General features: G+C 75.4%; 21 protein-coding genes. 18 read left to right on the forward strand and 3 right to left on the reverse strand.

Annotation, left to right across the window (positions count from 1 at the left end; genetic code table 11):
• Nucleotides 1–16: 16 nt before the first annotated feature.
• On the reverse strand, nucleotides 17–673 hold the full coding sequence (locus ACZ3ZE_RS07515; RefSeq protein ID WP_361170372.1) for a hypothetical protein: 657 nt from the start codon (nucleotides 671–673) through the stop codon (nucleotides 17–19).
• A 276-nt stretch (nucleotides 674–949) separates the two neighbouring features.
• Here ACZ3ZE_RS07515 and ACZ3ZE_RS07520 point away from each other — a divergent pair, with 276 nt between their 5' ends.
• The 6 genes from ACZ3ZE_RS07520 (at nucleotide 950) to ACZ3ZE_RS07545 (ending at nucleotide 9256) form a co-directional block, all read left to right on the forward strand.
• Complete coding sequence (locus tag ACZ3ZE_RS07520; protein WP_361170369.1) at nucleotides 950–1735, forward strand: alpha/beta fold hydrolase; 786 nt, start codon at nucleotides 950–952, stop codon at nucleotides 1733–1735.
• 339 nt (nucleotides 1736–2074) lie between these two features.
• Nucleotides 2075–2866, forward strand: coding sequence for an NPP1 family protein (locus ACZ3ZE_RS07525; protein WP_442305235.1), 792 nt, complete (start codon nucleotides 2075–2077; stop codon nucleotides 2864–2866).
• 181 nt (nucleotides 2867–3047) lie between these two features.
• A complete protein-coding gene (locus ACZ3ZE_RS07530; protein ID WP_361170366.1) occupies nucleotides 3048–5810 on the forward strand; it encodes an AfsR/SARP family transcriptional regulator in 2763 nt (920 codons plus the stop codon).
• Between the two features lie 124 nt (nucleotides 5811–5934).
• Nucleotides 5935–6594, forward strand: a complete 660-nt coding sequence (locus ACZ3ZE_RS07535) for a helix-turn-helix transcriptional regulator (protein ID WP_361170363.1) — start codon at nucleotides 5935–5937, stop codon at nucleotides 6592–6594.
• Entirely contained in the window at nucleotides 6594–7217 is a 624-nt protein-coding gene (locus ACZ3ZE_RS07540; protein ID WP_361170360.1) for a Pvc16 family protein, read from the forward strand. The genes ACZ3ZE_RS07535 and ACZ3ZE_RS07540 overlap by 1 nt, the downstream gene beginning before the upstream one ends.
• Nucleotides 7214–9256 carry an ATP-binding protein gene (locus ACZ3ZE_RS07545; RefSeq protein WP_467257895.1) on the forward strand — a complete coding sequence of 681 codons (2043 nt, stop codon included), beginning with the start codon at nucleotides 7214–7216 and terminating at the stop codon, nucleotides 9254–9256. The genes ACZ3ZE_RS07540 and ACZ3ZE_RS07545 overlap by 4 nt, the downstream gene beginning before the upstream one ends.
• 55 nt (nucleotides 9257–9311) lie before the next feature.
• On the opposite strand, the gene ACZ3ZE_RS07550 is transcribed toward ACZ3ZE_RS07545, so the two are convergent.
• Nucleotides 9312–10907 carry a COG1470 family protein gene (locus ACZ3ZE_RS07550; RefSeq protein WP_467257897.1) on the reverse strand — a complete coding sequence of 532 codons (1596 nt, stop codon included), beginning with the start codon at nucleotides 10905–10907 and terminating at the stop codon, nucleotides 9312–9314.
• Nucleotides 10908–11140: 233 nt separating this feature from the next.
• On the opposite strand from ACZ3ZE_RS07550, the gene ACZ3ZE_RS07555 reads away from it, so the two are divergent.
• The 12 genes from ACZ3ZE_RS07555 (at nucleotide 11141) to ACZ3ZE_RS07610 (ending at nucleotide 24293) form a co-directional block, all read left to right on the forward strand.
• Complete coding sequence (locus tag ACZ3ZE_RS07555) at nucleotides 11141–12727, forward strand: phage tail sheath family protein (RefSeq protein ID WP_467257899.1); 1587 nt, start codon at nucleotides 11141–11143, stop codon at nucleotides 12725–12727.
• Nucleotides 12728–12823: 96 nt separating this feature from the next.
• Nucleotides 12824–13267 carry a phage tail protein gene (locus ACZ3ZE_RS07560; protein ID WP_361170348.1) on the forward strand — a complete coding sequence of 148 codons (444 nt, stop codon included), beginning with the start codon at nucleotides 12824–12826 and terminating at the stop codon, nucleotides 13265–13267.
• Nucleotides 13267–13704, forward strand: a complete 438-nt coding sequence (locus tag ACZ3ZE_RS07565) for a hypothetical protein (RefSeq protein ID WP_329426625.1) — start codon at nucleotides 13267–13269, stop codon at nucleotides 13702–13704. The genes ACZ3ZE_RS07560 and ACZ3ZE_RS07565 overlap by 1 nt, the downstream gene beginning before the upstream one ends.
• Nucleotides 13701–13856: a DUF6760 family protein gene (locus ACZ3ZE_RS07570; protein WP_361170345.1), complete on the forward strand. Its 156-nt coding sequence runs from the start codon at nucleotides 13701–13703 to the stop codon at nucleotides 13854–13856. The genes ACZ3ZE_RS07565 and ACZ3ZE_RS07570 overlap by 4 nt, the downstream gene beginning before the upstream one ends.
• 41 nt (nucleotides 13857–13897) lie before the next feature.
• The gene (locus tag ACZ3ZE_RS07575) at nucleotides 13898–16813 is read left to right on the forward strand and encodes a hypothetical protein (RefSeq protein WP_467257902.1); all 2916 of its coding nucleotides are present in this window, start codon (nucleotides 13898–13900) and stop codon (nucleotides 16811–16813) included.
• A gap of 59 nt (nucleotides 16814–16872) precedes the next feature.
• Nucleotides 16873–17310: a phage tail protein gene (locus ACZ3ZE_RS07580; RefSeq protein WP_046912444.1), complete on the forward strand. Its 438-nt coding sequence runs from the start codon at nucleotides 16873–16875 to the stop codon at nucleotides 17308–17310.
• Nucleotide 17311: 1 nt separating this feature from the next.
• On the forward strand, nucleotides 17312–18088 hold the full coding sequence (locus ACZ3ZE_RS07585) for a CIS tube protein (RefSeq protein WP_361170336.1): 777 nt from the start codon (nucleotides 17312–17314) through the stop codon (nucleotides 18086–18088).
• Nucleotides 18085–19923, forward strand: coding sequence for a VgrG-related protein (locus tag ACZ3ZE_RS07590; protein WP_361170333.1), 1839 nt, complete (start codon nucleotides 18085–18087; stop codon nucleotides 19921–19923). Before ACZ3ZE_RS07585 ends, ACZ3ZE_RS07590 begins: the two co-directional genes overlap by 4 nt.
• A gap of 30 nt (nucleotides 19924–19953) precedes the next feature.
• Nucleotides 19954–20352 carry a GPW/gp25 family protein gene (locus tag ACZ3ZE_RS07595; RefSeq protein ID WP_361170330.1) on the forward strand — a complete coding sequence of 133 codons (399 nt, stop codon included), beginning with the start codon at nucleotides 19954–19956 and terminating at the stop codon, nucleotides 20350–20352.
• A 10-nt stretch (nucleotides 20353–20362) separates the two neighbouring features.
• A complete protein-coding gene (locus ACZ3ZE_RS07600; protein ID WP_361624402.1) occupies nucleotides 20363–22396 on the forward strand; it encodes a putative baseplate assembly protein in 2034 nt (677 codons plus the stop codon).
• Complete coding sequence (locus tag ACZ3ZE_RS07605) at nucleotides 22393–22992, forward strand: phage tail protein (protein WP_361170325.1); 600 nt, start codon at nucleotides 22393–22395, stop codon at nucleotides 22990–22992. Before ACZ3ZE_RS07600 ends, ACZ3ZE_RS07605 begins: the two co-directional genes overlap by 4 nt.
• The gene (locus ACZ3ZE_RS07610; protein ID WP_467257903.1) at nucleotides 22989–24293 is read left to right on the forward strand and encodes an NADase-type glycan-binding domain-containing protein; all 1305 of its coding nucleotides are present in this window, start codon (nucleotides 22989–22991) and stop codon (nucleotides 24291–24293) included. The genes ACZ3ZE_RS07605 and ACZ3ZE_RS07610 overlap by 4 nt, the downstream gene beginning before the upstream one ends.
• Here ACZ3ZE_RS07610 and ACZ3ZE_RS07615 read toward each other — a convergent pair.
• A complete protein-coding gene (locus ACZ3ZE_RS07615) occupies nucleotides 24245–25216 on the reverse strand; it encodes a MerR family transcriptional regulator (RefSeq protein ID WP_361170319.1) in 972 nt (323 codons plus the stop codon). The genes ACZ3ZE_RS07610 and ACZ3ZE_RS07615 overlap by 49 nt on opposite strands.
• Between the last annotated feature and the right edge of the window lie 84 nt (nucleotides 25217–25300).

Genomic DNA, 25300 nt, shown 5'->3' on the forward strand with positions numbered 1-25300 from the left:
TGCGGCGGGCGAGCGGTCAGCCGGTCACGGTGATCTGCTGGGCCGGGTCGGTGGTGTCGGTGAGCTGGTAGGTGGCGCTGAAGGTCGCCGACTGGTTGCCGGTCGGGCAGAGGAAGCCGCCGGTGGCGGTGGCGGGGACCGGCGCGTTGGCGATGGCCAGGCTGGAGGGGGCGCCGTTGGTCAAGGCGCCGTTGACGGCGGTGGGGCCGGCCGGCGAGGCGGTGATGGTGCAGCTGGCGAGACCGCTGGTCTTGAGCACGACGCCGCCCTTGGGGATGGTGAAGCCGCCGGTGGCGGGGGCGCCGTTCTGGAGGGAGAGCGTCCAGGGGCCGTTGGTGGCGTTGCTCGTGATGGTGACGTTCACGCCGAAGATGCTGGTGGTGCAGCCGCTGAAGCTGGGCGGGTTGACGGGGATGGAGACGGGACCGGCGGCGTTGCTGTTGCCGGGGGCGGCGGGGACGGTGTTGTTGGCTCCGCTCGTCGGTACGGAGGACGAGACGGTGCAGGTCATGGTGGTCGTCCCGGCGACGAAGGTGGCCTTGCCGGTGAGCTTGGCGGCGAAGGAGTGGCCGGCCGGTGACACGGTGGTCGAGGCGGCCTGGGTGCCGGTGGCGCCGAAGGTGAGGGCGCCGGCGGCGGCGAGGCCGGTGAGGGTGACGAGCAGCTTGGACATGGGGATCTCCTCGGTGATCGACGGTGGGGTGCGAGGAGGTGCGGGTCGTCGCACCGTGCGGTGACGCGTGAGCCGGTCGTGCTGGGTGCGTACGCGTGGTGCTTGGGGGGAACGCGCAAAGTGACTTGAGAGTAGAACCGGCGAGTAAGGGTGTCCAGGCAAGATTTCCGCCACTACTGACAGATCGTCAGGAAGGTTGACCCGACTCGGTACTTGACAGCGACACGGCCGGAGGCGGGCTGGTGGCACCGGGGCCGGCCGACCAGACTGGCCCCCATGGAAACCATGGTGAAGGCGGACGGCGGCGCACTCTGGGCGGACGACACGGGCGGGGACGGGCTGCCGCTGGTCCTGGTCCATCCCGGCGTCGGCGACTCCACGATCTGGGACCCGGTCCTCCCGGCGCTCGCCGCGCGGCACCGGGTGATCCGCTACGACGCCCGCGGCTACGGGCGTTCGCCCGCGCCCGTCGCCCCGTACCTCCCCGTCGCCGACCTCTCCGCGGTCCTCGACCACTTCGGTCTCGGGCGGGCGGTCCTGGTGGGCTCCAGCATGGGCGGGGCCGCGTCGGTCGGCCTCGCCCTGGACGAGCCCGAACGGGTCGCGGGCCTGGCGCTGTTCGTCCCCGGGGTCACCGGCTACCCGGGCCTGGAGGACGCGGAGTTCTACCAGGACGTGGAGCGGCTGGCGAAGGCCGGCGACACGGAGGGCATCGTGCGGCTCGGCATGGGCCTGTGGGGCGCGGCCGGCGGCGGCACCCCCGAGTCCGATCCGGTGGTCGCCGCGCACTTCCGGGCGGTGCTGCCCGCCTGGTTCGCCAACGTCGGCCATCAGCAGCCCGGCTCGCCCGCCTTCGACCGGCTCGGCGAGATCGCCGCGCCCACGGTGCTCGCCCTGGGCGAGCTGGACCGGCCCGTGGTCGTGCGCTGCAACGAGGAGATGGCCGCGCGGATCCCCCACTGCCGGCTCGAACGGCTGGCCGCCAGCGACCACTACCCGACCCTGCGGGAGCCGGAGACGGTCGCCCGGCTGATCGAGGAGCTGTACGCCGAGGCGCGCTGAGCGCCCGCGCACGACGCCGCCCCCGGAGCGGAGCCAGGGTCCGGGGGCGGGCGGAGAGCGGCGACGTCGGCGCCCGCCGCCCTCTTCGGCGGCGGGGTCCGGGAGCCCCCACGGCTCCCGTTCAGGACGACCCCGCCGCCTCGATCCTGCCGCTCCGCGGCCCGGGGATCCGCGATCACCGGACGCCTCCCACACGATCCGGCGAACGGGCCCGTCCGCCTTGACGTCCCGCGCGCCCCCTCGCACGCCCCACCCGTCACCCTCCGTTCCCCGCACGGTGGTTGACGGCCCGCGGGACCCCCTGCGAACGTCTGGACCCCCCACCAGCGAGGAGTTGTCGTGCACCTGATACCCCCAGCCTCCCCGTCCCGGCCCGGGCGGCGGCGCTCCGTCCTCGCCGCGCTCCTGTGCGCCCTGGGCCTCGTCCTCGGCGTCCCGGCCACCGCCCACGCCGCCGTCCTCCCGCAGCTGCCGCAGAGCGCCGACGGGCTCGACCAGACCTTCTCCCCCGCGTACGACTACGACACCGACGGCTGCTACGTCACCGCCGCCATCGGCGCGGACGGCACCCTCAACCCCGGCCTGAAGCTGGGCGGCACCGTCAACGGGAAGTGCCACGACCCCGCCCAGCTGGCCGCCGCCAACAGCTACTCGCGCAGCAAGTGCAACAACGGCTGGTGCGCCGTGATGTACGCGAGCTACTTCGAGAAGGACCAGGCGACCTGGGGCCCCCTGGCCATCGGGCACACCCACGACTGGGAGCACGTGGTCGTCTGGATCAGCGGCGACCAGGTCCAGTACGTGTCGGTCTCCCAGCACAGCGGCTACCAGGTGGCCGCCCGCTCGGCGGTGCGCTTCGACGGCACCCACCCCAAGGTCGTCTACCACAAGGACGGGGCCTCGACCCACTGCTTCCGCTTCGCCAACCCGGACGACGAGCGGATCGAGAACGCCACCGGCGCCTGGTTCTACCCGCGCCTGGTCGGCTGGAACGGCTATCCGGCCGGCCTGCGCGACAAGCTGACGGGCGCCGACTTCGGCGCCGCCACCCTCAAGATCAGGGACGTCGACTTCGCCTACCAGCTGGGCCGCTCCAAGCCCTCGGGCATCCCCTTCGACCCGAACGCCTGATTCCGTCCCGTTTCGTCCGAGGCGCCGTCCGCCACCAGGCGGCGCCCGAGCGCCCGTGCTGATCGAGCCGAACCACGGGAAGCCTGTCCGGTTCCGGACAACTGGAGGATCCCGACAAAGGCCTGAGCGCGGCCGGCGGTGATACTGGGAGGCCCACAGGATCAGCGAGAAGGAGGGCCGGGTGGAGTTCCGCCTGCTCGGAACGGTGTCCATCGCGGCCGAGGCAGGTGAGCTGCCGCTCGGCCCCGCCAAGCGGCGCAGCGTACTCGCGGCGCTGCTGCTGCGGGCGAACGCCGTCGTCCCGGTGGACCGGCTCATCGACGCCGTCTGGGACGAGCGGCCGCCCGCCCGGGCCCGCACCGTCGTCCAGGGCCACGTCTCGCGGCTGCGGGCCCTGTTCGAGCAGGGCGGCGCCGGGGAGTACGGGCTCGAGCTGGCCACCCACGGGCAGGCCTACGAGCTGCGGATGCCCGACCACCTCCTGGACGCCTACCGCTTCGAGGAGCTGGTCCAGCTCGCCGGGCACCAGAAGCACCCCGGGGACGCGGTCCTGATGTTGCGCGAGGCGCTCGCCCTGTGGCGCGGGCCCGCGCTGACCGGGACGGTGCCCAGCGAACCGCTGGTGGTGGCCGCGCGCGCCCTGGAGGAGACCCGGCTGGTGACCGTCGAGCAGCTGGCGGCGGCGTACGGGCGGCTCGGCGAGCACGTGAAGGCGGCGGCGCTGCTGCGCGCCGAGGCCGTCGCCAACCCGCTGCGCGAGTCGCTCGCGGCGGCCCTGATGCTGTCGCTGTACCGGGCGGGCCACCAGTCGGACGCACTCGACTGCTACCACCGCACCCGGACCCAGCTCGCCGACGACCTGGGTGTGGACCCGGGCCCCGCGCTGCGGGCGGCGTACGAGGCCGTGCTGCGCGGCACCCCGCCGGCCGCCCCGCCCAGCGCGGGCGACGCGCCCGTGGCGGGCGGTGGCGCCGAGTGGCCCGACCTGGCGGGCGGCCGCCCGGCCGCCGAGGCCGAACCGCCGGCCCCCGCGCCCGCGCTGCCCGCGCCCGACCTCCTGCCCCGCGCCCCGCGCGGCTTCCTCGGGCGGGCCCGGGAGCTCGCCGCCCTCGACACCGCCGTCGAGCGGGCCCGGGTCGCGCTGGTCACCGGACCCGCCGGGGTCGGCAAGACCGCGCTCGCGCTGAACTGGGCGCACCGGCGCGCCTCGCACTACCCGGACGGGGTCCTCTACGCAGACCTGCGGGGCTTCAGCCCCGACGACGGGGTCGACAGCGCCGACGTGCTCCGCGAGTTCCTGCCCGCGCTCGGCGTGCCGCCGCGCCAGGTGCCGGAGTCGCCGACGGCCGCCGCCGCCCTGTATCGCTCCCTGACCGAGGACCGGGCGCTGCTCGTCGTCCTGGACAACGTGCGCAGCGCCGACCGGGCCCGGCCGCTGCTGCCCGCCGGTGCGCGCAGCGCGACCGTGGTCACCTCGCGGCTGCGCCTCGGCGGCCTGGTCGTCACCGAACTCGCCCGCCCGGTGCCGCTCGGCGTCCTCGGGCTCGACGACTCGGCGGCCCTGCTCGCCGCCGCGGTCGGCGGCGACCGGGTGGACGCCGAGCCCGCGGCCGCGCGGCGGCTCGCCGCGCTCTGCGACGGGCTGCCGCTCGCGCTGCGGGTCACCGCCGCCCAGCTCGCCGCCCGCCCGCACTGGCGGCTCGCCGACCTGGCCGCCGAACTCGCCGACGAACAGCGCCGGTTGTCCCTCCTTTCGGTGGACGACTCCGAGGGCGCCGACGGCCAGGGCGTGGCCGCCGCGCTCCGCCTCACCGTGCAGGGGCTGCCCGAGGAGGCCGGGCGGCTCTTCCGGCAGCTGGGCGTCGTACCGGGCACGGACCTCGACCGGCACGCGGCGGCGGCGCTGCTCGACCGGACGCCCCCGGTCGCCGCCGAGGCCCTCGACCGCCTCTGCGACGCGCACCTGCTCACCGAGTACGCGCCCGGCCGGCACACCCTGCACGATCTGGTGCGGCTCTACGCCCGCGGCCTCGACGCCGACGAGGACGCCCTGCTGCGCCTCCTCGACCACTACACGCTCACCGCCATGGCCGCCGCCCGCGCCGCCGAGCCGGACGACCAGCCGTGCTGCGCGGCGCCGTCCAACGCCCGACTGCCCAGGACCGCCGCGCAGTTCGCCGGGCGGGACGCGGCCCTGCTCTGGTACGCGGCCGAGCGCGACAACCTCGCGGCGGCCGTCGCCGCCGCCCGCGCGGCCGGCCTGCACGACCGGGCCTGGCGGCTGGCCGTCCTCCAGTGGCCGTACATCCTGTGGCACAGCCACGACGGCTGGGTGCCGCTCCTGGAGGCGGCGGCCGATTCCGCGGCCCGGGAGAAGGACGCCGACGCCGAGTCCCGGGTCCGCGCCCTCCTCGGCTGGATACTCACCCAGGAGAACCGTCTCACCGAGGCCCTGGTGCACCTGCGTCTCGCGCCCCCGCTGGCCGCCCGCGCGGGCGAACCCTCCAGCGAGGCGACGGCGCTCGTCAACCTGGCCGTCGCCCTCGACCGCTTCGGCGTCAGCGACGAGTCCCTCGCCCACACCGCGCGGGCCGCCGCCCTCGTACGCGGCAGCGGGGACGTGATGACCGAGCTGCTGGCCCTGGAGCACCGGGCCCGCCAGCTGCTCTCGGTGGGCGACCCGGCGGGCGCCCTCGCCTGCGCCCGGGAGGGGCTCGCCCTGGACGGCGACACCGTCAACGGCCTGGTCGGCGTGCGGCACAGCATGCTCACGGCCACGGCGGGCACCGCCCTGATCGACCTCGGCCGGACCGAGGAGGCCGCTACCCTGCTCGTACGGGCCAGGGAGATGGGGCTCGCGCACGGCTACAAGGAGAGCGTGCAGCGGGTGGAGGCGCAGCTGCGCCGGCTCGACGGGGCGGCCGTGGCGACGACGGAGCGTTAGCCGGGCGTTAGCCGGGCGGCAACCGGACGGAAGTGGCCCCCGTGACTGTGGTGGAGACCAATGAAACGACCGGGCAACCGGCCGTCTACCAGCACATTCTTGGGGGAAGGGCAGGCATTCGGGCATGCTCACCACGCGCGTGGCAGTGACCGTCCACGCTACCGATCCGCTCAGCCGGGCCGGACTCATCAGCCATCTTCAACACCAGCCGTCGATAGAGGTGGTGCCCGAGCACACGGCCGACGAACCGGGCGAGCCGCAGACCGGCACGCCCTCCGTCGCCGTGATGCTCGCCGACCGCATCGACGAACCCGCCACGACCGAGCTGCGGCGCGTCCTGCGCGGCGGGGACCAGCGGGTCGTGCTCGTCGCCGGGGAACTGCGCGAGCCGGACCTGCTGACGGTCGTCGAGTACGGGGTGCGCGCGATCCTGTGGCGCCACCAGGCCACCGAACAGCGGCTCCTCAACGCCGTGCACAGCGCGGCGCGCGGCGACGGGGAGCTGCCGCCGGACCTGATCAGCCGCCTCCTCAACCAGGTGGGACGACTGCAGCGGGCGACGACCACCGCGACCACGGGCACGGCGCCGCTCTTCGGGATGGCGCCCCGCGAGGTCGACGTCCTGCGGCTGCTCGCCGAGGGCCTCGACACCCGGCAGATCAGCGAGAAGCTGGCCTACTCGGAACGCACCGTCAAGAACATCCTGCACGCGCTCATGACGCGTCTCCATCTCGCCAACCGGGCTCATGCCGTGGCGTACGCACTCCGCGAGGGCTACATCTAGTGATCCACGAGATCGACGAGGCCCTGGGCCGCCTCCTGGCCCCCGCCGTCACCGGCGACGTCTCCTTCGACCCGCCCACCCGCGACTGGGCCGCCCGCCGCACCGCGCCGACCCTCAACGCGTACCTCTTCGACATACGCGAGGACGTGGCCCGCCGCGAGCGCGGCGCGTACGCGGAGCGCGACGCGCGCGGGGCCGTGGTCCGTCGCCGCCAGCCACGGCGCTGGTTCCGCCTCTCCTACCTGGTGACCGCGTGGACCGCCCGGCCCGAGGACGAACACCGGCTGCTGTCCAGCGCCCTGGCGTTGCTGCTGCCGCACGAGGCCCTGCCGGCGGAGGTCGTCCCCGAGGTGCTGCGCGGACCCACGGGAGTCCCCGCGCTGCCGCTGACCGTCGCCGTGCCGCCGGGCGAGTCGCGTTCCCTCGCGGACATCTGGTCGGCGCTCGGCGGGGAGCTGAAGCCCTCGCTCGACGTGGTGATCACCACCCCGTTCCCGGTCGTCCCCGTGTACGACGTGGCGCCGCCGGTCACCGAGGGCGCGGTCGTCACCGTGCGCGGCACCGACGGCGTGCCGTCGGACTCCGCGCCCCGCATGATCCGGCGGACGGAGTACCGGCCGTGAGCGGACCCACCCTGACCGGGCGCCTGGCGGAGCTGCGGGAGCGGGTGGTGGGCGTGGTCGAGAGCCGCGCCGCCGGCGACCCGACGGCCGGCGACCCGCTGCGCGGCCTGTACGTGACGCCGGAGACGGCCCTGCGGGCGGCGGCCGGCTCCCTCGACGTGGAGGGGACGGTCGGGGACCTGACCTCGGACGCGCCCGCTGACGGGGCCACGGCGGTCCCCCCGCACCTCGACGCGGACGCCGACCGGCTGGGGGCGCTCGCGCGGGTCTTCGGGCTCGGCGCGCTGGACGCGCACATCCTGCTGACGGCGCTCGCGCCCGACGTGGACCGGGCGTTCGAGCCGCTGTTCGGGTATCTCAACGACGACGTCGGGCGGCGGCGGGCGACGGTGGCGATCGCCCTCGGGCTCGCCGGCACCGGCCCCCACGAGGCCGCCGCCCGCGACCGCTTCCATCCCGCCGCCCCGCTGTGCGCCGGCGGGCTGCTGGTCGTCGAGGACGAGGACCGGCCGCTGCCGGGGCGCGCGCTGCGCGTGCCGGAGCGGGTGGTGGCGCATCTGCTCGGCGACGACGGCAGGCTGGACGCGGGCCTGCGGGACACCGGAGTGGAGCTGCTGCCGCCCTCGGCCGACCAGCGGGCCACCACGTCCGAGGCGCTGGACGGGCTCGCCGAGCGGGTCCGGGCCGCCGCGCCCGTCACCGTCCACCTGCGCGAGCGGATCCCCGGAGTCGCCGCCGACGCCGTCGCCGCGGCCCTGTGCGCCGCCGGTCGGCCGGTGCTGCGGATGCGGGCCGGTTCCTGTGACGACGGCGCCGCCGTGGCGCCCGTACTGCTGCGGGAGGCCCGGCTGCGCGGTGCGGCCGTGGTCGTCGAGCCGCTGCCGCGGGAGGCCGGTCCGCTGGTGCGCGCGCTGGCGGCGCCGGACGTCACGGTCGTCCTCGCGGGGACCGACGCCCCGGACCCCCGCTGGGCGCCCCGGGTGGAGATCCTCGCCCTGGAGGCGCCCGGGGACGACGTGGGCTCCGCCGAGCTGTGGCGCCGTGAACTCGGCCCCGAGGAGCCCGCCTTCGACCTGGCGGAGGCGGTCGCCCCGTACCGGCTCGGCGGCGGCCAGATCCGCCGGGCGGCCCGTTCGGCGCGGGCTCTCGCCGCGTTCGAGGGGACGGCGCTGACGGCCGCGCACGTGCAGCGCGGGGCGCGCCTGATGTCGGCGCCGCTGCTCGACAGCCACGCCCGCCGGGTCCGCCCGGAGGTCGGCTTCGCCGATCTGGTGCTCCCCGAGGAGCCGCTGCGGGAGCTGCGCGAGCTGACCGCGCGGGCCCGGCACCGGGACAGGGTGCTGGGCACCTGGCGGCTGCGGACGGGCGGCGGGCGCGGGCGCGGGGTCGTGGCCCTGTTCGCCGGGGAGTCGGGCACCGGCAAGACGCTGGGCGCGGAGGTGGTCGCCGGCGAACTCGGCCTGGACCTCTACGTGGTGGACCTGTCGTCGGTCGTCGACAAGTACGTGGGCGAGACCGAGAAGAACCTGGAGCGGATCTTCGCGGAGGTCGACCGCACCGACTGCGTGCTGCTCTTCGACGAGGCCGACGCGGTCTTCGGCAAGCGCTCCGAGGTGCGCAGCTCGCACGACCGATACGCGAACCTGGAGAGCGCCTATCTCCTCCAGCGCCTTGAGGCCTTCGACGGGATCGCGGTGCTGACCACCAATCTGCGGGCCAACATCGACGAGGCGTTCACCCGTCGGCTCGACGTGGTCGTGGAGTTCCCGTTCCCGGACGTGGAGCAGCGGCTCTCCCTGTGGGAGGCGTGCCTGGCGGGAGTGCCGCAGGCGCCGGACCTGCCGGACGCGGTCGCCGACTGCGCGAAGGGCTTCGAGCTGGCGGGCGGGGCGATCAGGTCGGCGGCGGTGACCGCCGGATACCTGGCGGCGGCCCGTGGCGGCGCGGTGACGGGGGACGACGTACGGGTGGGGGCGCGGCGCGAGTACCAGAAGGCGGGCCGGCTGCTGCCGGACGCCGGGGTGCCCTGGGCCCCGTAGGGGAAGAAGTGAGGAGGCCCGCCGGCGGGGGACGGGCGGGCCTCCTCGGTCTGTGTCAGCCGCGCCAGATGACGCCGCCGCCGAGCATGGTGCGGATGGTGGCCCAGTCCGCGGTGCCGCTCACCGGCAGGCCCATGGCCGCCTGGTAGTCGCGGATGTGGTTGGTGACTTCGTCGCTGTACCGGGAGGCCGGGCCCGGGACGGAGTTGTTGCGGAAGTAGTCGATGCCGAGGCCGGCGTTGGACCGGGCGATGCTCATGTCATGGGCGTCGAACGTCCCGTTCATCGCCCAGTAGAACGCGGCCATGAGACGGGTGGTCTCCCAGCTGCTGCCGCCCCTCTTGACCATGTCGGGCGTGACCCCCTGCATCCACAGCGAGGTGAGGGTGGCCGGGCCCAGCATGCCCTCCTTCTCGACGGCCAGGATCCTCGTGGGGTTCTTGCCGCTGTTGTCGACGGCGTGCTGGTAGCAGACGAGCGCGGCGCGGGTCGGCGCGTCGATCACGCCACGGGAGAAGCCGCGGGGGCTGCAGCTGTTCTTGAGCGCGACCAGGCGTTCCTGGGCGAACTCCACGACGACGTCCTTCTGGTAGCCGGGGCCCCAGGGCGGACCGGTCTTCGCGGGCGGCGGCACGTTGGGGCGCTGCGCGGAGCCGCCGCCCTGGTCGCCGCCACCGCCGGTGCTCCCGCCTCCGCCGCCGGAGCCGCCGCCGTTCCCGGAGGGCGGCGGGGCGCCGCCGGTGTCGGGGTCGCCCCCGTCGGCGGGCGGCGGCGACGCGCCGCCGGAGCCGCTGCCGGCGTCGGCACCGGTGTCCGGGGGCAGCGGCGGCGGGGTCGGGAGGTTCTTCCCGTCGCCCTGCTGCACGGGGTTGGGCGCGCCCGCGGCGAGCAGCTCCTTGGCCGAGCTGCCGATCTTCGGCGAGAAGCCGAACCACATCACCGCGAAGGCGATGACGGCCGCGGTGAGCAGTCCGCCGACCGACATCAGCCAGGCCCCGATGACGGGCCGCTGGACGAAACTGCCCTCCAGCTCCTTCCCGGTGTCGTCACCCGACCTGCGCAGCGCGAGCGTGAAGCGGTGGGTCTGCTCGCCGCCGGTCCACCGGATGTCCCGGGGGCGCAGCGTCAGTTCGGCGAAGGCGGCCCGGCCCGGGTCGATGCGCACGGCGTTCGGCGCCAGGTCGAACTCGAGGGCGTCGGTCTCGTCACGGGCCACCAGGGAGGCGGTGACCGGCGTGTTGCCGAGGTTGTCGACGGCGGCGCGGGCCCGGCCCCGGAACCGGCCGGTCAGGGCGGGCGGCAGGAGTTCGGCCCGGATCTCCGTGAAGGGGGCGATGGTGAGCTGCCCCTCGACGACGTCGCGTACGGCGGTGTTCTCCCGCGGCTCGACCCGCACGCCGTAGGCGGCGGGGCCGGCCTCCGCGTCCGAGGTGCGGGGCGGGGCGAACGAGATCTCCGCGGTCCCCTCCGCGCCCGGATAGAGGCGCAGCACATCGGGTTCGACGCGGCCCCAGCCCGCGGGCCTGCCGACGAGGGAAAGGCGGTACTCCTCGACGGTGTCGCCGGTGTTCCGCACCCGCAGCCGGGCGGTGGCCCGGGAACCGGGCTCCACGGCCACGGCGGCCGGGTCCAGAGAGGTCCAGATGGTCATGGGCGGCAGGCTACGGGCGGGCGGGCCGCGCGGGCGTGTCCGAAGGTCCCGGGGTGGGGGCAGGCCTCGCTGCCCTTCCGTACGGGCTGCCCTTCCGGGTGTCCGCTGAGGCAGCGATCGCTGCCCTCGGCGCCGCCCGTTCGTCCACGCGCCGGGGCGCGCGGGCGGGAGAGAGTCGGAAGCGTCACCGCCTCTTTCCCGTCCTCCGTACCCATCGAGGAGCGCACGCACCCATGCCCACCTACCTCTCCCCCGGTGTCTACGTCGAGGAAGTCGCCAGCGGCTCCCGCCCCATCGAGGGCGTCGGCACCTCCGTCGCCGCGTTCGTCGGCCTCGCGCCGACCGGACCGCTGCACGAGCCGACCCTGGTGACCAACTGGTCCCAGTACGTGGCCTCCTTCGGCGACTTCTCGGACGGGTACTACCTGGCGCACTCCGTCTACGGCTTCTTCAACAACGGTGGCACCGCCGCGTACATCGTCCGGGTCGGCGGCAGCGACGCCTCCGGGGCGCTGCCCGCGTCCGCCGGTGCGAGCGGTACGGACGCCCCGAAGGAGCTGCTGCCCGGCACCGCCGTCGCGCTCGGCGCCTTCCGGGTCGCCGCGATCGCCGCCGGGTCCGGCGCGGACGGCACGCTCACCGTCGAGGTGCAGGAGGCCGAGGGCGACGACGAGCGCTTCAAGCTGGTCGTCAAGGACGGCGACAAGGCCGTCGAGAGCTTCGACGTCAGCGCGAAGAAGAGCGCCCGCAACTTCGTCGTCACCCAGGTCCGCCAGCGGTCCAAGACGATCGTGGTCGAGGAGACGGCCGGCGCCGCGCCCGCCCGCCCCGAGGCGCAGTCGGTGACCCTCACCCCGCCCGCCCCGGCCTCGCTGCCCGTGCCCGCGGCCCGCACCGGCCAGGAAAAGACCCTGGAGTCGGGCCAGTTCATCGGCGACTCGGCGGACCGCACCGGCTTCGGCGGCCTGGAGGCGCTCGACGAGATCACCATGGTCGCCGTGCCCGACCTGATGGCCGCCTACCAGCAGGGGCTCATCGACCTGGAGCAGGTCAAGGCCGTCCAGCTCGGCCTCATCGCGCACTGCGAGCTGATGGGCGACCGGATGGCGCTGCTCGACCCGCCGCCCGCCATGAACGCCCGCGACATCCGCAAGTGGCGTCAGGAGACGGCCGGTTACGACTCGCGCTACGCGGCCCTCTACTACCCGTGGATCAAGGCCTTCGACCCGGCCTCCGGCCAGACCCGCACCGTCCCGCCGTCGGGCCACATGGCCGGCGTGTGGGCCCGCAACGACTCGGAGCGCGGCGTGCACAAGGCGCCGGCCAACGAGATCGTCCGCGGCGCCGTCGACCTGGAGCTCCAGATCACCCGCGGCGAGCAGGACCTGCTCAACCCCGTCGGCGTCAACTGCATCCGGGCCTTCCCCGGCCGCGGCATCCGCGTGTGGGGCGCCCGCACCCTGGCCTCCGACCCCGCGTGGCGCTACCTCAACGTGCGCCGCTACTTCAACTACCTCGAAGAGTCGATCCTCATCGGCACCCAGTGGGTCGTCTTCGAGCCGAACGACCAGGCCCTGTGGGCCCGGATCCGGCGCAACATCTCGGCGTTCCTGGTGAACGAGTGGCGTTCCGGCGCCCTCTTCGGGCAGCGCCCCGAGGACGCGTTCTACGTGAAGTGCGACGAGGAGACCAACCCGCCGGAGTCCGTGGACCTCGGCCGCGTGGTCTGCGAGATCGGCATCGCGCCGGTCAAGCCGGCGGAGTTCGTGGTCTTCCGGCTGGCGCAGTTCCAGGGCGGCGGGGGCGAGCTGGAGGAGTAGGAGCCCTCTCCCCGGCGGGAGGCACCCCCTCCCGCCCCACCCCCGCGCGCCGACCGCGCCCTTTCTCGACGAACCAGAACCAAGGAGTGACCCCGCATGTCCCTGCAGCCCGGTGACGCCCTCACCACCCATAATTTCGGCCTCCAGATCGACGGCGTCATGGTCGAGTACCTCCAGGAGGTCAGCGGCCTGTCGATGGAGCAGGACGTCATCGAGTACCAGCAGGTCTCGGCCGACGGCAAGCCCGTCGTGAAGAAGATGCCCGGCGTGAAGAAGGCCGGTCAGTGCACCGTCGTGCGCGGCATGACGCAGAGCGCCACCTTCAACGAGTGGATCAACCAGTCCATCGCGGGCGACATGGGCTCCGCGCGCAAGAACGCCACGATCATGATGATGGACTTCCAGAACAACCCGGTGAAGCGGTACAACCTGCGCAACGCCTGGTGCAGCAAGGTCGACACGAGCGGGGTCAAGGCCGGCGACGCCGCCGCGCTCACCGAGACCGTCACCATCGTGTTCGAAGAGCTGGTCATCGAGTAATGCGACGCGAAGGCCCCGGGGGCGCGCCCGCGTCCCCTTCCGCTGCCGCCGAGGAGCGACGCGAACCGCTGCGCACGGAGTTCGAGTTCGAGCTGCCGCGCGGGTACGTCGACGAGTCCGGCACCGTGCACCGCCGGGGTGCGATGCGGCTGGCGACCGCCCGGGACGAGCTCGTCCCGCTGCGGGACGTCCGGGTACGGGAGAACCCCGCCTACCTGTCGGTCGTCCTGCTCGGCCGGGTGGTCACCCGGCTCGGCACGCTGCCGTCGGTGCACGACGGGACGGTGGAGAACATGTTCGCCTCCGACCTGGCGTTCCTCCAGGACTTCTACCGGCAGATCAACGCGGAGGGCCACACCCGGGCCGCCGTGGCCTGCCCGCACTGCTCGGAGTCCTTCGAGGTCGAGCTGGCCGGGAGCCGCCTGGGGGAATCGTGACGTACGCGGCCGACCGCATCGAGGAGGAGACCGCGTACCTCGCCTACCACTTCCACTGGTCCCTGGACGACGTCCTGGACCTCGAACACGGGGACCGCAGACGGTACGTCGAGCGGGCCGCGTCACTGGTGGAGCGGTCGGCGCAGGCGTAGGCGGGCGTACCTGAGCAGTGAGGGAGCAGGAGGGGATGGGAATGTTCGGCAGGTGGAAGTCGCGCCGCGGCGGCTCGGGCGACACGTCGCCGGCGCCGGAGGCCGCGCCGCGCACGGGCCCGGGCGACGCGTGGGCGGCACTCCCGCCGGTCCAGCGCGTCCTCGCCCCGCCGCAGCGGGTCGCCGACCCGTCCTTCTCCACCGCCCTCGCCACCCACGCGGACCCCTCGTTCCAGCGCGAACTCGGCCACGGCAGAACCCCGACCGCCCCGAGCGGCCTCCTCCTCGACGCCGTCCGCGTCGTCCCGGACCGCCCGACCGGCACCGAACTCCCGGCCGTACGGCTGCCGGTGACGGCACCGGAGGGTGCGGGCGGTGCCGTGCCGGCGGCTGCGCGGGCCACGGGTGGCGCCTCGGCCACGGCCGCCGGGGCTGCGGGCGCGCCTGTCCAGCGGACGGCGGGCACCAACTCGGCCGCCGCTCCCGCCCGGCGTGGGTCCGGCATGCCGGGTGCGACACCCGGGACCACGCCTGCCCGGCCGACGGCGGACACCACCGGTTCCGCGATGTCCGCCCGACGGGCATCCGGAGCGCCGGGGGCCACGCCTGCCCAGTCGGCGGCGGACACCACCAGTTCTGCCACGCCCGCCCAGCGGGCATCCGGTGCGCCGGGGGCGACAACACCCGGGGCCACGCCCGTCCAGCGGGCGGCGGGCACCAACGCTGCCGCCCGGCCCGTGGACCGGGCGGCCGGTGTGCCGGCCTCGCCCGTTCAGCGGGCCACCGGCGCGCCCGCCCAGCCTGCGACGGTGAAGGCGGACTCGGCGGCTGCCGCCGCGACGCCCGTCAGCCGGGCGATCGGAACGGCACACCACACCTCGACGTCTCAGGCGGCCGAGCCCGCGCGACCTGTCGTTCCGACCACCCGGACGGCTCCCACCCTCACGCGCGCGCAGGACGCCGCCGCCGTCCAGCGCGCGCCCCAGACGAGCGCCGACCCTGCGGCGCTCCCCGCCAGGGGCGATTCGGCCGTGGGCCCCTCCCCCGCGCCGAGCACCCCTGCCGTTCAGCGGGCCGAACCGGCGCGCCCGGTTCGGCCCGCTGCCGACGGTCACGTCACGCCCGTCGCCCGTCCCGTACGCGACGCGTTCTTCACCACGGCCCGCGCCACGGCCGGCACGGCCCCGCAGCGACGCCTGGCCCCGGTCGTCGCGCCCGGCAGCCAGCAGCCGACGCCCCCGGTCCAGCGGACGGCGGCCGCCGCCCCGGAAGCCGTCACCGTCGCCCGGAGCACCGCCGCGACCCCGGAGCCCAGCCCTGCCCCCGCCGCCGCGCGGCCCCTCGACGTCCCGGGTCCGTCTCCCCTCGACGGGCCCGGGACCCCGGCCGGCGACACCGGCGCGCGGTCCGGCCCTCCGGTGCGCCGCTCCCGCCGCGCTCCGGGCGCCGACTGGAGTACGGGGGCGGCGCCGACGGCCCCGGTCCGCAAGGGAGTCGGGGCGCCGGTCCAGCGAGCCGTGTCGGACACGCCCGCGGCTCCGGCCGCGCCGAGGCCGCGTCGGTCCCTGATCGGCCCGCCGATCACTCCCGCGCAGACGACGCCGGAGGCGCCCCCGGCTCCGGCCCGGGCCACGCCGCCGGCCGCCCCGACCTCGTCGGCTGCTCCCGCGCCGACGACACCCCCGGCTCCGTCCGCTACTCCCGCGCAGGCAGCCCACTCGGCGACCCCGAACCGATCCGCCGCTCCGGCGCAGACCACGCCCTCGGCTCCGTCCACCACCCCCGTACAGCCGGCCCCCAAGGCGACCCCGGGTCCGACCACCACCTCCGTGCAGCTCGCACCCAAGACGACCCCGGGCCCGACCCCCACCCCGACACAGGCCACGCCCCCGGCTCCGTCCACCACCCCCGTACAACTGGCCCCCAAGGCGACCCCGGGTCCGGCCACCACCCCCGCGCGGGTCACTCCCACGGCAGCCCCGGCTCCCTCTGCCGCTCCGGCACACGTCACGTCCTCGGCGCCTGCCGCGACGCCCGTGCAGCCGACGCCCGCACCGAGCCCGAGGCCGTCCGCCCCTCCGGCGCAGGTCACGGCAGCCTCGGCTCCGTCCCTCACTCCCGCGCACGTCACGCCCACGGCGCCGTCCACGGCTCCCACGCAGCCGGCGACGCCCCAGGCGGCCTCGCGCCCCTCCTTCGCTCCCCCGCCGGCCGCGCCCGCCGCTCCGGCGCCGCAGCCGCCCGCCCTCCAGCGCACGCCCGCGCCCGCCCAGGGACCGGCACCGGCACCGCCCATGCCCCGCCCCACCGCCCCCGTCCAGCGCATCGCGCTCCCCCTCGCCCGTACGACGGGACCGGCCCCCCTCCCCTTGGCGACGGCGCGCCCCCTCGCCCCTCAGCACACCGCCCCGAACGCCCCGGCCCCCGCCGCGCAAGCAGCCCCCGCGGCCCCCGCGGCGCCCGCGGCGCACTCCAGGGCCGTCGTGCCCGTCACGCCTGCCGCGCCCTCCGCGCCCGCCGCGCCCGGGGGCCCCTCCGCCCCCGTCGCCGTGCAGCGACGGACCCCCGCGCCTCCCGTCGTACCCCTGTCCGCGCCGCGTCCCGCGCAGCCCGTGCGCACGCCGGTCGTCGTGCAGCAGGCGCCGGCTGTCGTGGTGGCGCCCGCGCCGAGCCGTGCGGTGCAGGCGAGGGCTGCCGCGCCGGCTCCGACGGTCGCGCCCGCGCCCGTACCCGTGCCCGTCACGCCCACCCCTCTCCCGCCCCGTGCCACCGTGCAGCGCTCGGCCGGTGCCGCCTCGGCGACGCCGGAGCCGGCGGCGGGGGCCGCGGCCTCCGCTTCGCCCGCGCAGTTGGACGAGTTGGCACGGCGGCTGGTCACGCCGCTGTCGCGGCTGTTGCGGGCCGAGTTGCGGGCGGACCGGGAGCGGGTGGGCCGGTTGCGTGATCACGGGCGCTGAGAGAGCGCCGCCCCCGACCGTCCGTCACCACCCTCCCCACCGAGTCCGAGAGAACTCCTATGCCCCAGCCCCTGGATCCCGCCTCCACCATCTTCTTCAGACTGACGATCGACGGTCAGGACCTCGGTCTGTTCAACGGCTGTGACGGTCTCGCCTCCGAGGTGGAGGTGGAGCAGCGTCACGAAGGCGGGAACAACGGCTTCGTCTGGCAGCTGCCCACCCGTGTCACGTTCTCGACCATCCGTCTCACGCGCCCGCTGACCCCGGACACCGCGCGGGTCGCCGCGTGGATCTCGTCGCTGGCCACGGGCATCACCCGGCCGACGGCGCAGATCGCCGCGCTGCGGGCCGACAAGTCGGTGGTGGCGCAGTGGGGTCTGGTGGAGGTGCTGCCGGTCCGGTGGACCGGGCCGAGTCTGGATCCGGGGAACCCGTCCGTGGCGACGGAGACCCTGGAGATCGCGCACCACGGGTTCACCGACGCGGGAGGGGCCTGAGATGGCGGCGCCCTCGGGCGGTAAGGCGGCGCGCGGTCTGTCGCGGGCCTCGTTGTCGATCCATCAGCCGCCGACGGATCTGGGCGGCTCGATGGGCGGTGCGATCGGCGAGGTGCGGTTCCAGTTCAACCCGGACCAGCTGCGGCTGAGCCGTTCGGCGGACTGGCACACGGAGCCGGCGGTCGCCTATACCCGGGGCGCGCCGCCGAAGTTCACGGGCAGCCGGCCGGCGTCGCTGGAGCTGGAGGTGTTCCTGGACGCGTCGGGGACGCCGAGTTCGACGGCGGTGCAGAACCAGGTGGAGCTGTTGCTGTCCTGTTGCGAGGTGACGGCGCAGAGCGTGGACTCGAAGGCGCCGAGCCCGCCGTGGGTGCGTTTCTCGTGGGGTTCGTTCTCGACGGTGCAGTTCGTCGCGTACGTGACGAACGTGTCGGCGAACTACACGCTGTTCAGCCCGAGCGGTGTGCCGATCCGGGCGACGTGTTCGCTGTCGCTGACCGAGGTCGCGTCGGAGACGAAGAAGCAGAATCCGACGTCCGGCGCGCTGTCCGCGCGCCGGGTGCACCGCACGGTCGCCGGTGACTCGCTCGCCTCGCTGGCGTGGCGGGAGTACGGCGACGCGACCCGCTGGCGGGTGATCGCCGAGGCGAACGGCATCGACGACCCGATGCGGCTGAGCCCCGGCACGGAGCTGCTGCTGCCGTCCGCCGCCGAGCTTCCGTCGGCGGTCCGACCTTCCGTACCGACCTTCCGATCGCCGAGCGAGGGCGCCGCATGAGCGAGAAGACCTTCACCACCGTCCTGCACGTGCAGCTGGACGGGGTGACACTCCCCGACGCGCTCGCGGTCCGGCTCACCGAGGGCTGGGTGGACGCGAGCGTCAACGTGCCGTCGGCGTTCCAGCTGACCTTCAGCGACAAGGACGGCACGCTGACGGAGAAGTTCCCCTTCCTGAAGGTGGGGGCGATGGCGGTGCTGTCGCCGTTCACCGACGGGCGGCTCGGCGCGCCGATGCTCACGGGCGAGGTGACGGCGCTGGAGGCGGACGCGGCGCCGACGCTCGGGCGGTATCTGATCGTGCGCGGCTACGACCCGGGGCACCGGCTGCTGCGCAACCGCCGGGTCGAGGGCTATCCGAACATGACGGCCTCCGACATCGTGCGGAAGGTGGCGGCGCTGAACCGGGTGCCGCTCGGGCAGGTCGACTCGACGCCGACGGTCTACGAGCTGGCGACGCAGCCGAACATCACCGACTGGGACTTCCTGTCGCGGCTCGCGCAGGCGAACGACGTGCGCCTGGCGGTGGACCCGGCGGGCCGGCTGACCTTCGCCGCGCTGCCGCCCGCCGCGTCCGCTCCCGCCGACACGACGCCGGCCGCGCAGAGCCCGTACGTCCTGGACTTCGGGCACAACACGCTGCACAGCCGGGTGTCGGTGACGGCGGCGGGTCAGGTCGGCCGGGTCGACGTACGGGGCTGGGATCCGCGGACGCGGCAGGAACTGTCCTCGCCGACGCCGGCGGTGAGCAGTACGGAGATCGTCTCGGACATCACTCCGGCGCAGCTGTCCGCTCCGTTCGGGACGGCCGAACTCACGCTGGCCGACCGGCCGTTCACCACCCAGTCGGAGGTGCGGCAGGCGGCGCGGGCGCTCGCCGACGACGTCACGGGCTCGTTCGCGGAGGTGGAGGTGGCCGTGACCGGCAACCCGGAGCTGAAGCCGGGGCAGCCGGTGGCGGTGAAGGGTGCCGGGTTCCCGTTCGAGGGGCGTTACACGGCGACCGGGGTGCGGCATGTCTTCGCGTCGGGGCGGCAGTTCACGTCCTGGCTGACCGTGTCGGGGCGCCAGTTCCGTTCGCTGTACGGGACGGCCGCGGGCGGCGGTGAGCCGGCGCCGCCGATGCCGGGCGTGGCGGTCGCGCTGGTCACCAACACGAAGGATCCGCTGTCGCTGGGCCGGGTCAGGCTGCGGTTCCCGTGGCTGTCGGCGACGTACGAGAGCGACTGGTGCCGGGTGGCGCAGCTGGGCGGGCGCGGGGGCGGCGGGCTGATGCTGCCGGAGGTGGACGACGAGGTGCTGTGCGCCTTCGACCGGGGTTCGCTGGAGCACCCGTACGTCCTGGCCGGGCTGTACAACGGCGTCGACAAGCACACTCCGGCCACCGACCGGGTGCCGCCGGTCGACCCGACCAGCGGCCGGGTGCAGTGGCGGGCGCTGACCTCCCGCACCGGGCACACGGTGGAGCTGCGGGAGGAGGGCGGCGGCCGGACCCGTGCCTCGCACGGCATCCGGCTGCGGACCGCGCAGGGGAAGCTGAGCATCGAGTTGAACGAGGCCCGCACGACGCTCACCGTCGACAGCGACGGCACGGTGACGATCAGCGGCGCGCGGGGGGTGACGGTGGAGTCGGGGGCGGATCTCACGCTCTCCGCGGTGGGGAAGATCAGTCTCAGCGCGGGCACCGGCGTCGACATCAAGTCGGCCCTCGGGGTCGACATCAAGGCGGGGACGCGGTTCAAGGCCTCGGCCCCGCAGGCCGTCCTCAACGCCCCGAACATCGTCACCTTCACCGTTCCGCTGCCCAATCCGGCCATCGCGGCCTCTCCGCTCTGACGGGGCCCGTGAGCGGAGAGAGGACCTTCCATGAGTGAGCATTTCGTCGGTGCGGGCTGGGCGTTCCCGTTGCGCACCGGGCCGAGCGGGTCGATCGCGCTCGTCCGGCGCGACCGCGAGATCGAGGAGTCGATGCGGCTGGTGCTGGCGACGGCGCCGGGCGAGCGGCCGATGCGGCCCGAATTCGGCTGCGCGGTGCACGAGTTGGTCTTCGCGCCGGTGAACGACGCGACGACGGGGCGGATCCGGTACGAGGTGCTGACCTCGCTGGAGCGCTGGGAGCCGCGCATCGAGGTGGAGGAGGTCGCGGTGACCCCGGCCCCGGGGGATCCGGCCACGCTGCACATCGACGTCCGCTACCGGGTGCGCGGCACCAACAATCCGCGCAACCTCGTCTTCCCCTTCTACGTCATCCCCTCCGAGGACTGAAAGAGCCGCCATGGCCCTGCCCGCACCCCATCTCGACGACCGCCGCTTCCAGCAGTTCGTCGACGACGCCAAGCGCTACATCCAGCAGGCGTGCCCCGAATGGACGGACCACAACGTCTCGGACCCCGGCGTCACGCTCGTCGAGGCCGTCGCACACATGGCCGACCAGCTGGTCTACCGCCTCAACCGGGTCCCGGAGAAGAACCACCTGGCCTTCCTCGACCTCCTCGGCATCACCCTCTTCCCGCCCGCCGCGGCCCACGCCGACGTCACGTTCCGGCTGTCGGCGCCGCAGTCGGAGCCGGTGCTGCTGCCGGCCGGCACGGAGGTGTCGACCGGGCGTACGGAGACGGAGGAGGCGGTCGTCTTCGCCACCACCGACGATCTGACGGTGGTCCCCTGCGAGCTGGCTCGTTTCCTGCGCCAGCCGGCCGGCGAGACGCCGGAGGACCGGACGCAGGACGTCCTCGGCGCTTCCGACGTGCCCGCGTTCGCGCCGCTGCCGTCCGTCGGCGACCTGCTGCTGTTCGGTCTGTCGGCGGCCGTCCCCGGGTGTGTCCTGGTGCTCGGTCTGGACAGCCGGGTGGACGGCGTGGGCGTGGACCCGCGGATGCCGCCGCTGGTGTGGGAGGCGTGGACGGCGACGGACGGCTGGGTCGGCTGCGAGGTCGACGAGGACACCACGGGCGGTCTCAACCGGCCCGGCGAGGTGGTGCTGCACATACCGGCGGGGCACGCCGTGTCCCGTCTGGGCCGGCACGAGGCGGGCTGGGTGCGCTGCCGGGTCGTCCAGGCGGCCGAGGGCCAGCCCGCGTACAGCGAGTCGCCGACGGTGCGCGCCGCGAGCGCCTTCACCATCGGCGGTACGGTGCGGGCGGCGCACGCGGAGACGGTGCGGGACGAGTCGCTGGGCGCGTCGGAGGGTGTGCCGGGGCAGCGGTTCCGGCTGAGCCACGCGCCGGTCGTGCACCGGCCGCCGATGCTGCTCCAGGTCGCCGAGCACACGGACGGGCCCGGCGCCGGGAGCCCCGAGGACATGAGCGCTTCCGGCACGGCCCCCGCGCTGGAGGGCGACACGGCGACGGGCTGGCGCGAGTGGACCCTCGTCCCCGACTTCGCGTCCTCCCGCCCCCGCGACCGGCACTTCACCCTCGACGCGACGACCGGCGAGATCGCGTTCGGCCCGAGCGTGCGTCAACCCGACGGCACGCTGCGCCAGTTCGGGGCCGTGCCGCCGAAGGGCGCGGCGGTCCGCGTGGCGCGGTACGGCACCGGCGGCGGCCGGGCCGGCAATGTCGCGCGCTCCGCGATCAGCGTGCTGCGCAGCTCCATCCCGTACATCGCCCGGGTCGAGAACCGTGAGGCGGCGCGCGGCGGGGTGGACGGGGAGACCGTCGAGGAGGCCCGGCTGCGCGCGCCGATCGCGCTGCGCGCCCAGGAGCGGGCGGTCACCGCCCGCGACTACGAGGAGCTGGCCCGCCGGGCCGCGCCCGAGGCGGCGCGGATCGCGTGTCTGGCGGCGGACGCGGCGGAGGCCGGGGACAACGCGGTGCGGGTCCTCGTGGTGCCGCAGGCGGTGCCCGACCGGGGCGGCCGGCTGCGCTTCGAACAGCTGGTGCCCGGTGAGGAGTTGCTGGGCCGGGTGACGGACTTCCTCGACGAGCGGCGCCCGCTCGGCACCCGCCTCGCGGTCGGACCGCCGTTCTACCAGGGGGCGACGGTGGTGGCGACGCTGCACGCGTTCCGGGCCGTCAAGGCGGAGAAGGTGCGGTCCGACGCGCTGGACGCGCTCTACGCGTACCTCGATCCGCTGACCGGCGGAGTGCACGGCGAGGGCTGGCCGTTCGGGCGTCCGCTGCGCGCCGGGGAGATCTTCGCGGCTCTCCAGCGGGTGCCGGGCGTGGAGCTCGTCGACGAGGTGCTGCTCCACCCGGCCGACCCGCTGACCGGCCGCCGGGGCGACGCGACGGACCGGATCGAACTGGCCCCGTCCGCGCTGCTGTTCCCGTTCGACCACCACGTCCGCGTGATCGAGGCCCGGTGAACGGGCTGCGGCACGGCACGCCGGGCTCCGCGCGCGGTACGGTGCCGGGCCTGGCGACGCCGTACCCGCTGGGCGACGCGCTGCCCGCCGTGTACGCGGAGGACGACTTCGGGCGCCGGTTCGTGTCGGGCCTCGACGTGGTCCTCGCGCCGCTCTTCAACGTGCTGGACTCGCTGGAGGCGTACTTCTCGCCCGCGCTGGCGCCCGCCGACTTCGTCGACTACCTGGCGACCTGGGTCGGCGCCGAACTCGACGGCTCCGAGCCGCTGGAGACCCGCCGCCGCGCCGTCGCGGCGGCCGTCGCGCTGCACCGGGTGCGCGGCACCCGGCGCGGGCTGGTGGCGGCGGTACGGCTCGCCTTCGGCACCGCTCCGGAGGTCGTCGAGAGCGGCGGGGCGCACTGGTCGGTGCGCCCGCTCGGCCCGTTCCCCGGCGCGCCCGTGCCCGGACTCCACGTCACCCTCCGGGTCGCCGACCCGGGCGCCGTGGACCCGTACCGGCTGCGCGCGGTCGTGGCCGCCGCGCGCCCGGCCCATCTTCCGTTCACCACCACGGTGACCACCGCTTCCGCACCCGAAGGAGCCTCCACCCCATGAGCGACACCGGCAACACCCGCCCCTGTCCGGACTGCGCCCGTCCGGTCCGGGCGGCGGACCAGTCCTTCTGCGACGCGTGCGGCGCGTTCCTCCGCTGGGACACGCCGTCGGCGCGCCCGGCGACGCCCGCGCCCGGCGACGGGGACGGCGGGGGGGCGCTCCCGGCCGGGGCGGCCGGGAGCGGCGGTACGGGCGCGGGCGGCCCGGCGTCCGAGGCCGTCACCGCGCCGCTGCCGGCGGTACGGGACGGCGGGGAGGGCGCGTCGGCGACGGCACCTTCTCCGGAGGCCCCGGCCCCCGCCCCTGCCCCTGCCCCTGCCCCGGAGACGGAGCCCACGGCCTCCCCGGTCGAGGCGTCCGAGGCGCCCGGCGCGCCCGAGGCGGCCCCGGCGGCCCCCGCTCCCACTCCCGTACCCACTCCGGCTCCCTCTCCCGCTCCGGCTCCGGCTCCCCCGCGTGCCACCGGCCCGTCCGACACCGTCGCGCGCGCCCTCCTCGTCCCCGTCCCGGAGAGCGACCCGTCGGTCCCGGCGGCCGTGCTGCCGGGCCGCCCGGACGCGGCCCGGCCGACGGTGCGGGCGGCCGAGGTGCCCGTGGTGGCGCCGGGCGGTACGCCGTGCGGCGCCTGCGGGACCTCGAACACCCCCGGCCGGCACTTCTGCCGCCTCTGCGCGACGCCGATGGTCGCGCGGCCGCTGACCGAGGCCGAAGGCCCGTACGCGGGTCAGCGGCCCCGGCTCGCCCGGGACCGGAGTCGCTGGATCGTGCGGGCCCTGGCGACGACCGCCGTGGTGGCGCTGCTCGTCGGCGGGATCTTCGGCGGGCCGCCGGCCGCCCGCGCGGTGCAGGACCACTTCGCCGACCGGGCGCCGGTCCACCCGGCGGCCTGGCGCGCCTCGCACTCCGCCCCGAAGCAGGGCGCGGCGATGGCGGGCGACGGCTATTCCAACACCTGGTGGGGCACCGGGTACGCGGGCGACTCGGCGGGCCAGTACCTGGAGGCGCTGTTCGGCGAGCCGACCGATCTGCTGGCGGTCCTGATCACTCCCGGCAGCGGGAAGAACACCACCCGGGCCGACGGGCAGGCGACGCCGCGCACCTTCGACCTGGTGGTCACGGACTCGGCGGGCGAGACGCACGTCTCCCAGCACCGGATCAACGACGGCGGCACCCAGAAGATCGAGCTGCGGGTGCGGGACGCCGTGTCCGTGCGGCTCGTGGTGCGCACGGCGTGGCGGGCGGATCCGAGCCGTCAGGTGGCCGTCGCCGAGGTGGAGTTCTTCGGCCGCTCCTTCTCCTGACCGGTCAGGATCGCCCGCATGCCGGGGCCGCTCTTCAGGGCCACGCACAGCCAGTGGTGGGTCGCGCCGGCGGTCGGTTCGGCGCGGCCGGCGGCGGGCGCGGCCGCCTCGGCCGCCAGCTCCCAGTAGCGGGCGATCAGCGGGTCGGAGCCCTGGATCATGAGGCTGGCGAGGCGGCGCCGGAAGGCGCGGGTGTCGGGCACGCCGAGCGCGGCGGCGTAGGCGGCGACGAAGCAGTCGAGCGCCTCGCCCGCGGCGGGCGGGCGGCCCGCCCGCAGGTGCGCCGCCGCGAGGGCGTACGCCTCGCCGAGGCCCTCGTACAGCACGGCGGGCCGGTGGTCGAGCTCGGCGAGGTGGACGACGGGGGCGGGGGCCCGGGCGACGAGTTCGTGCAGGCGGGCGAAGGCCAGGACCTGCGCGGGTGTCGGGTCCTCGGGAGGGTCGGGCACGGCGACGCCGACGACCGCGGCGGCGAGCCGGGACGGCATCCGCACGGGCAGCGTCCGGCGCCAGAAGCGGGCCAGGGCGGTCGTGTCGGGCGGTACGGGCACGGCCCCGAGGAGCCGCAGCCGCTCCACACGCTCCTCGGCGGTGCAGTCCTGGAGGAGCCGCAGGGAGGCCTCCTGCCAGCGCAGGGCGGCGAGCCGGCCGCCGACCTCCCGCAGCCGCTCCGCGACGACGTCCTCCAGGTCGTCGTCGCGGTCGAGCACCCGCCCGACGTCCGAGACGGGCAGGTCGAGCGTGCGCAGGGAGCGGATCAGCCGGATCCGGTCCCACGCCTCGGGCCCGTACCGCCGATGCCCGCCGCCGCTGCGCCCGGCCTCGGGCAGCAGTCCGCGGTCGGAGTAGAAGCGGACGGTCTTGACGGTGACACCCGCGCGTTCGGCGAGTTCCCCGATGCTCCACAGCTCCTCTGACGACACGCCGCGCCCCCTCCCCCGCCGACACCCACCAGGCTAACCTCCGCGGCGCGTGGACGACCGGGCCCCCTCGCGCTTGAACCTCCC

This window comes from Streptomyces sp. NPDC023157, from assembly GCF_055560575.1.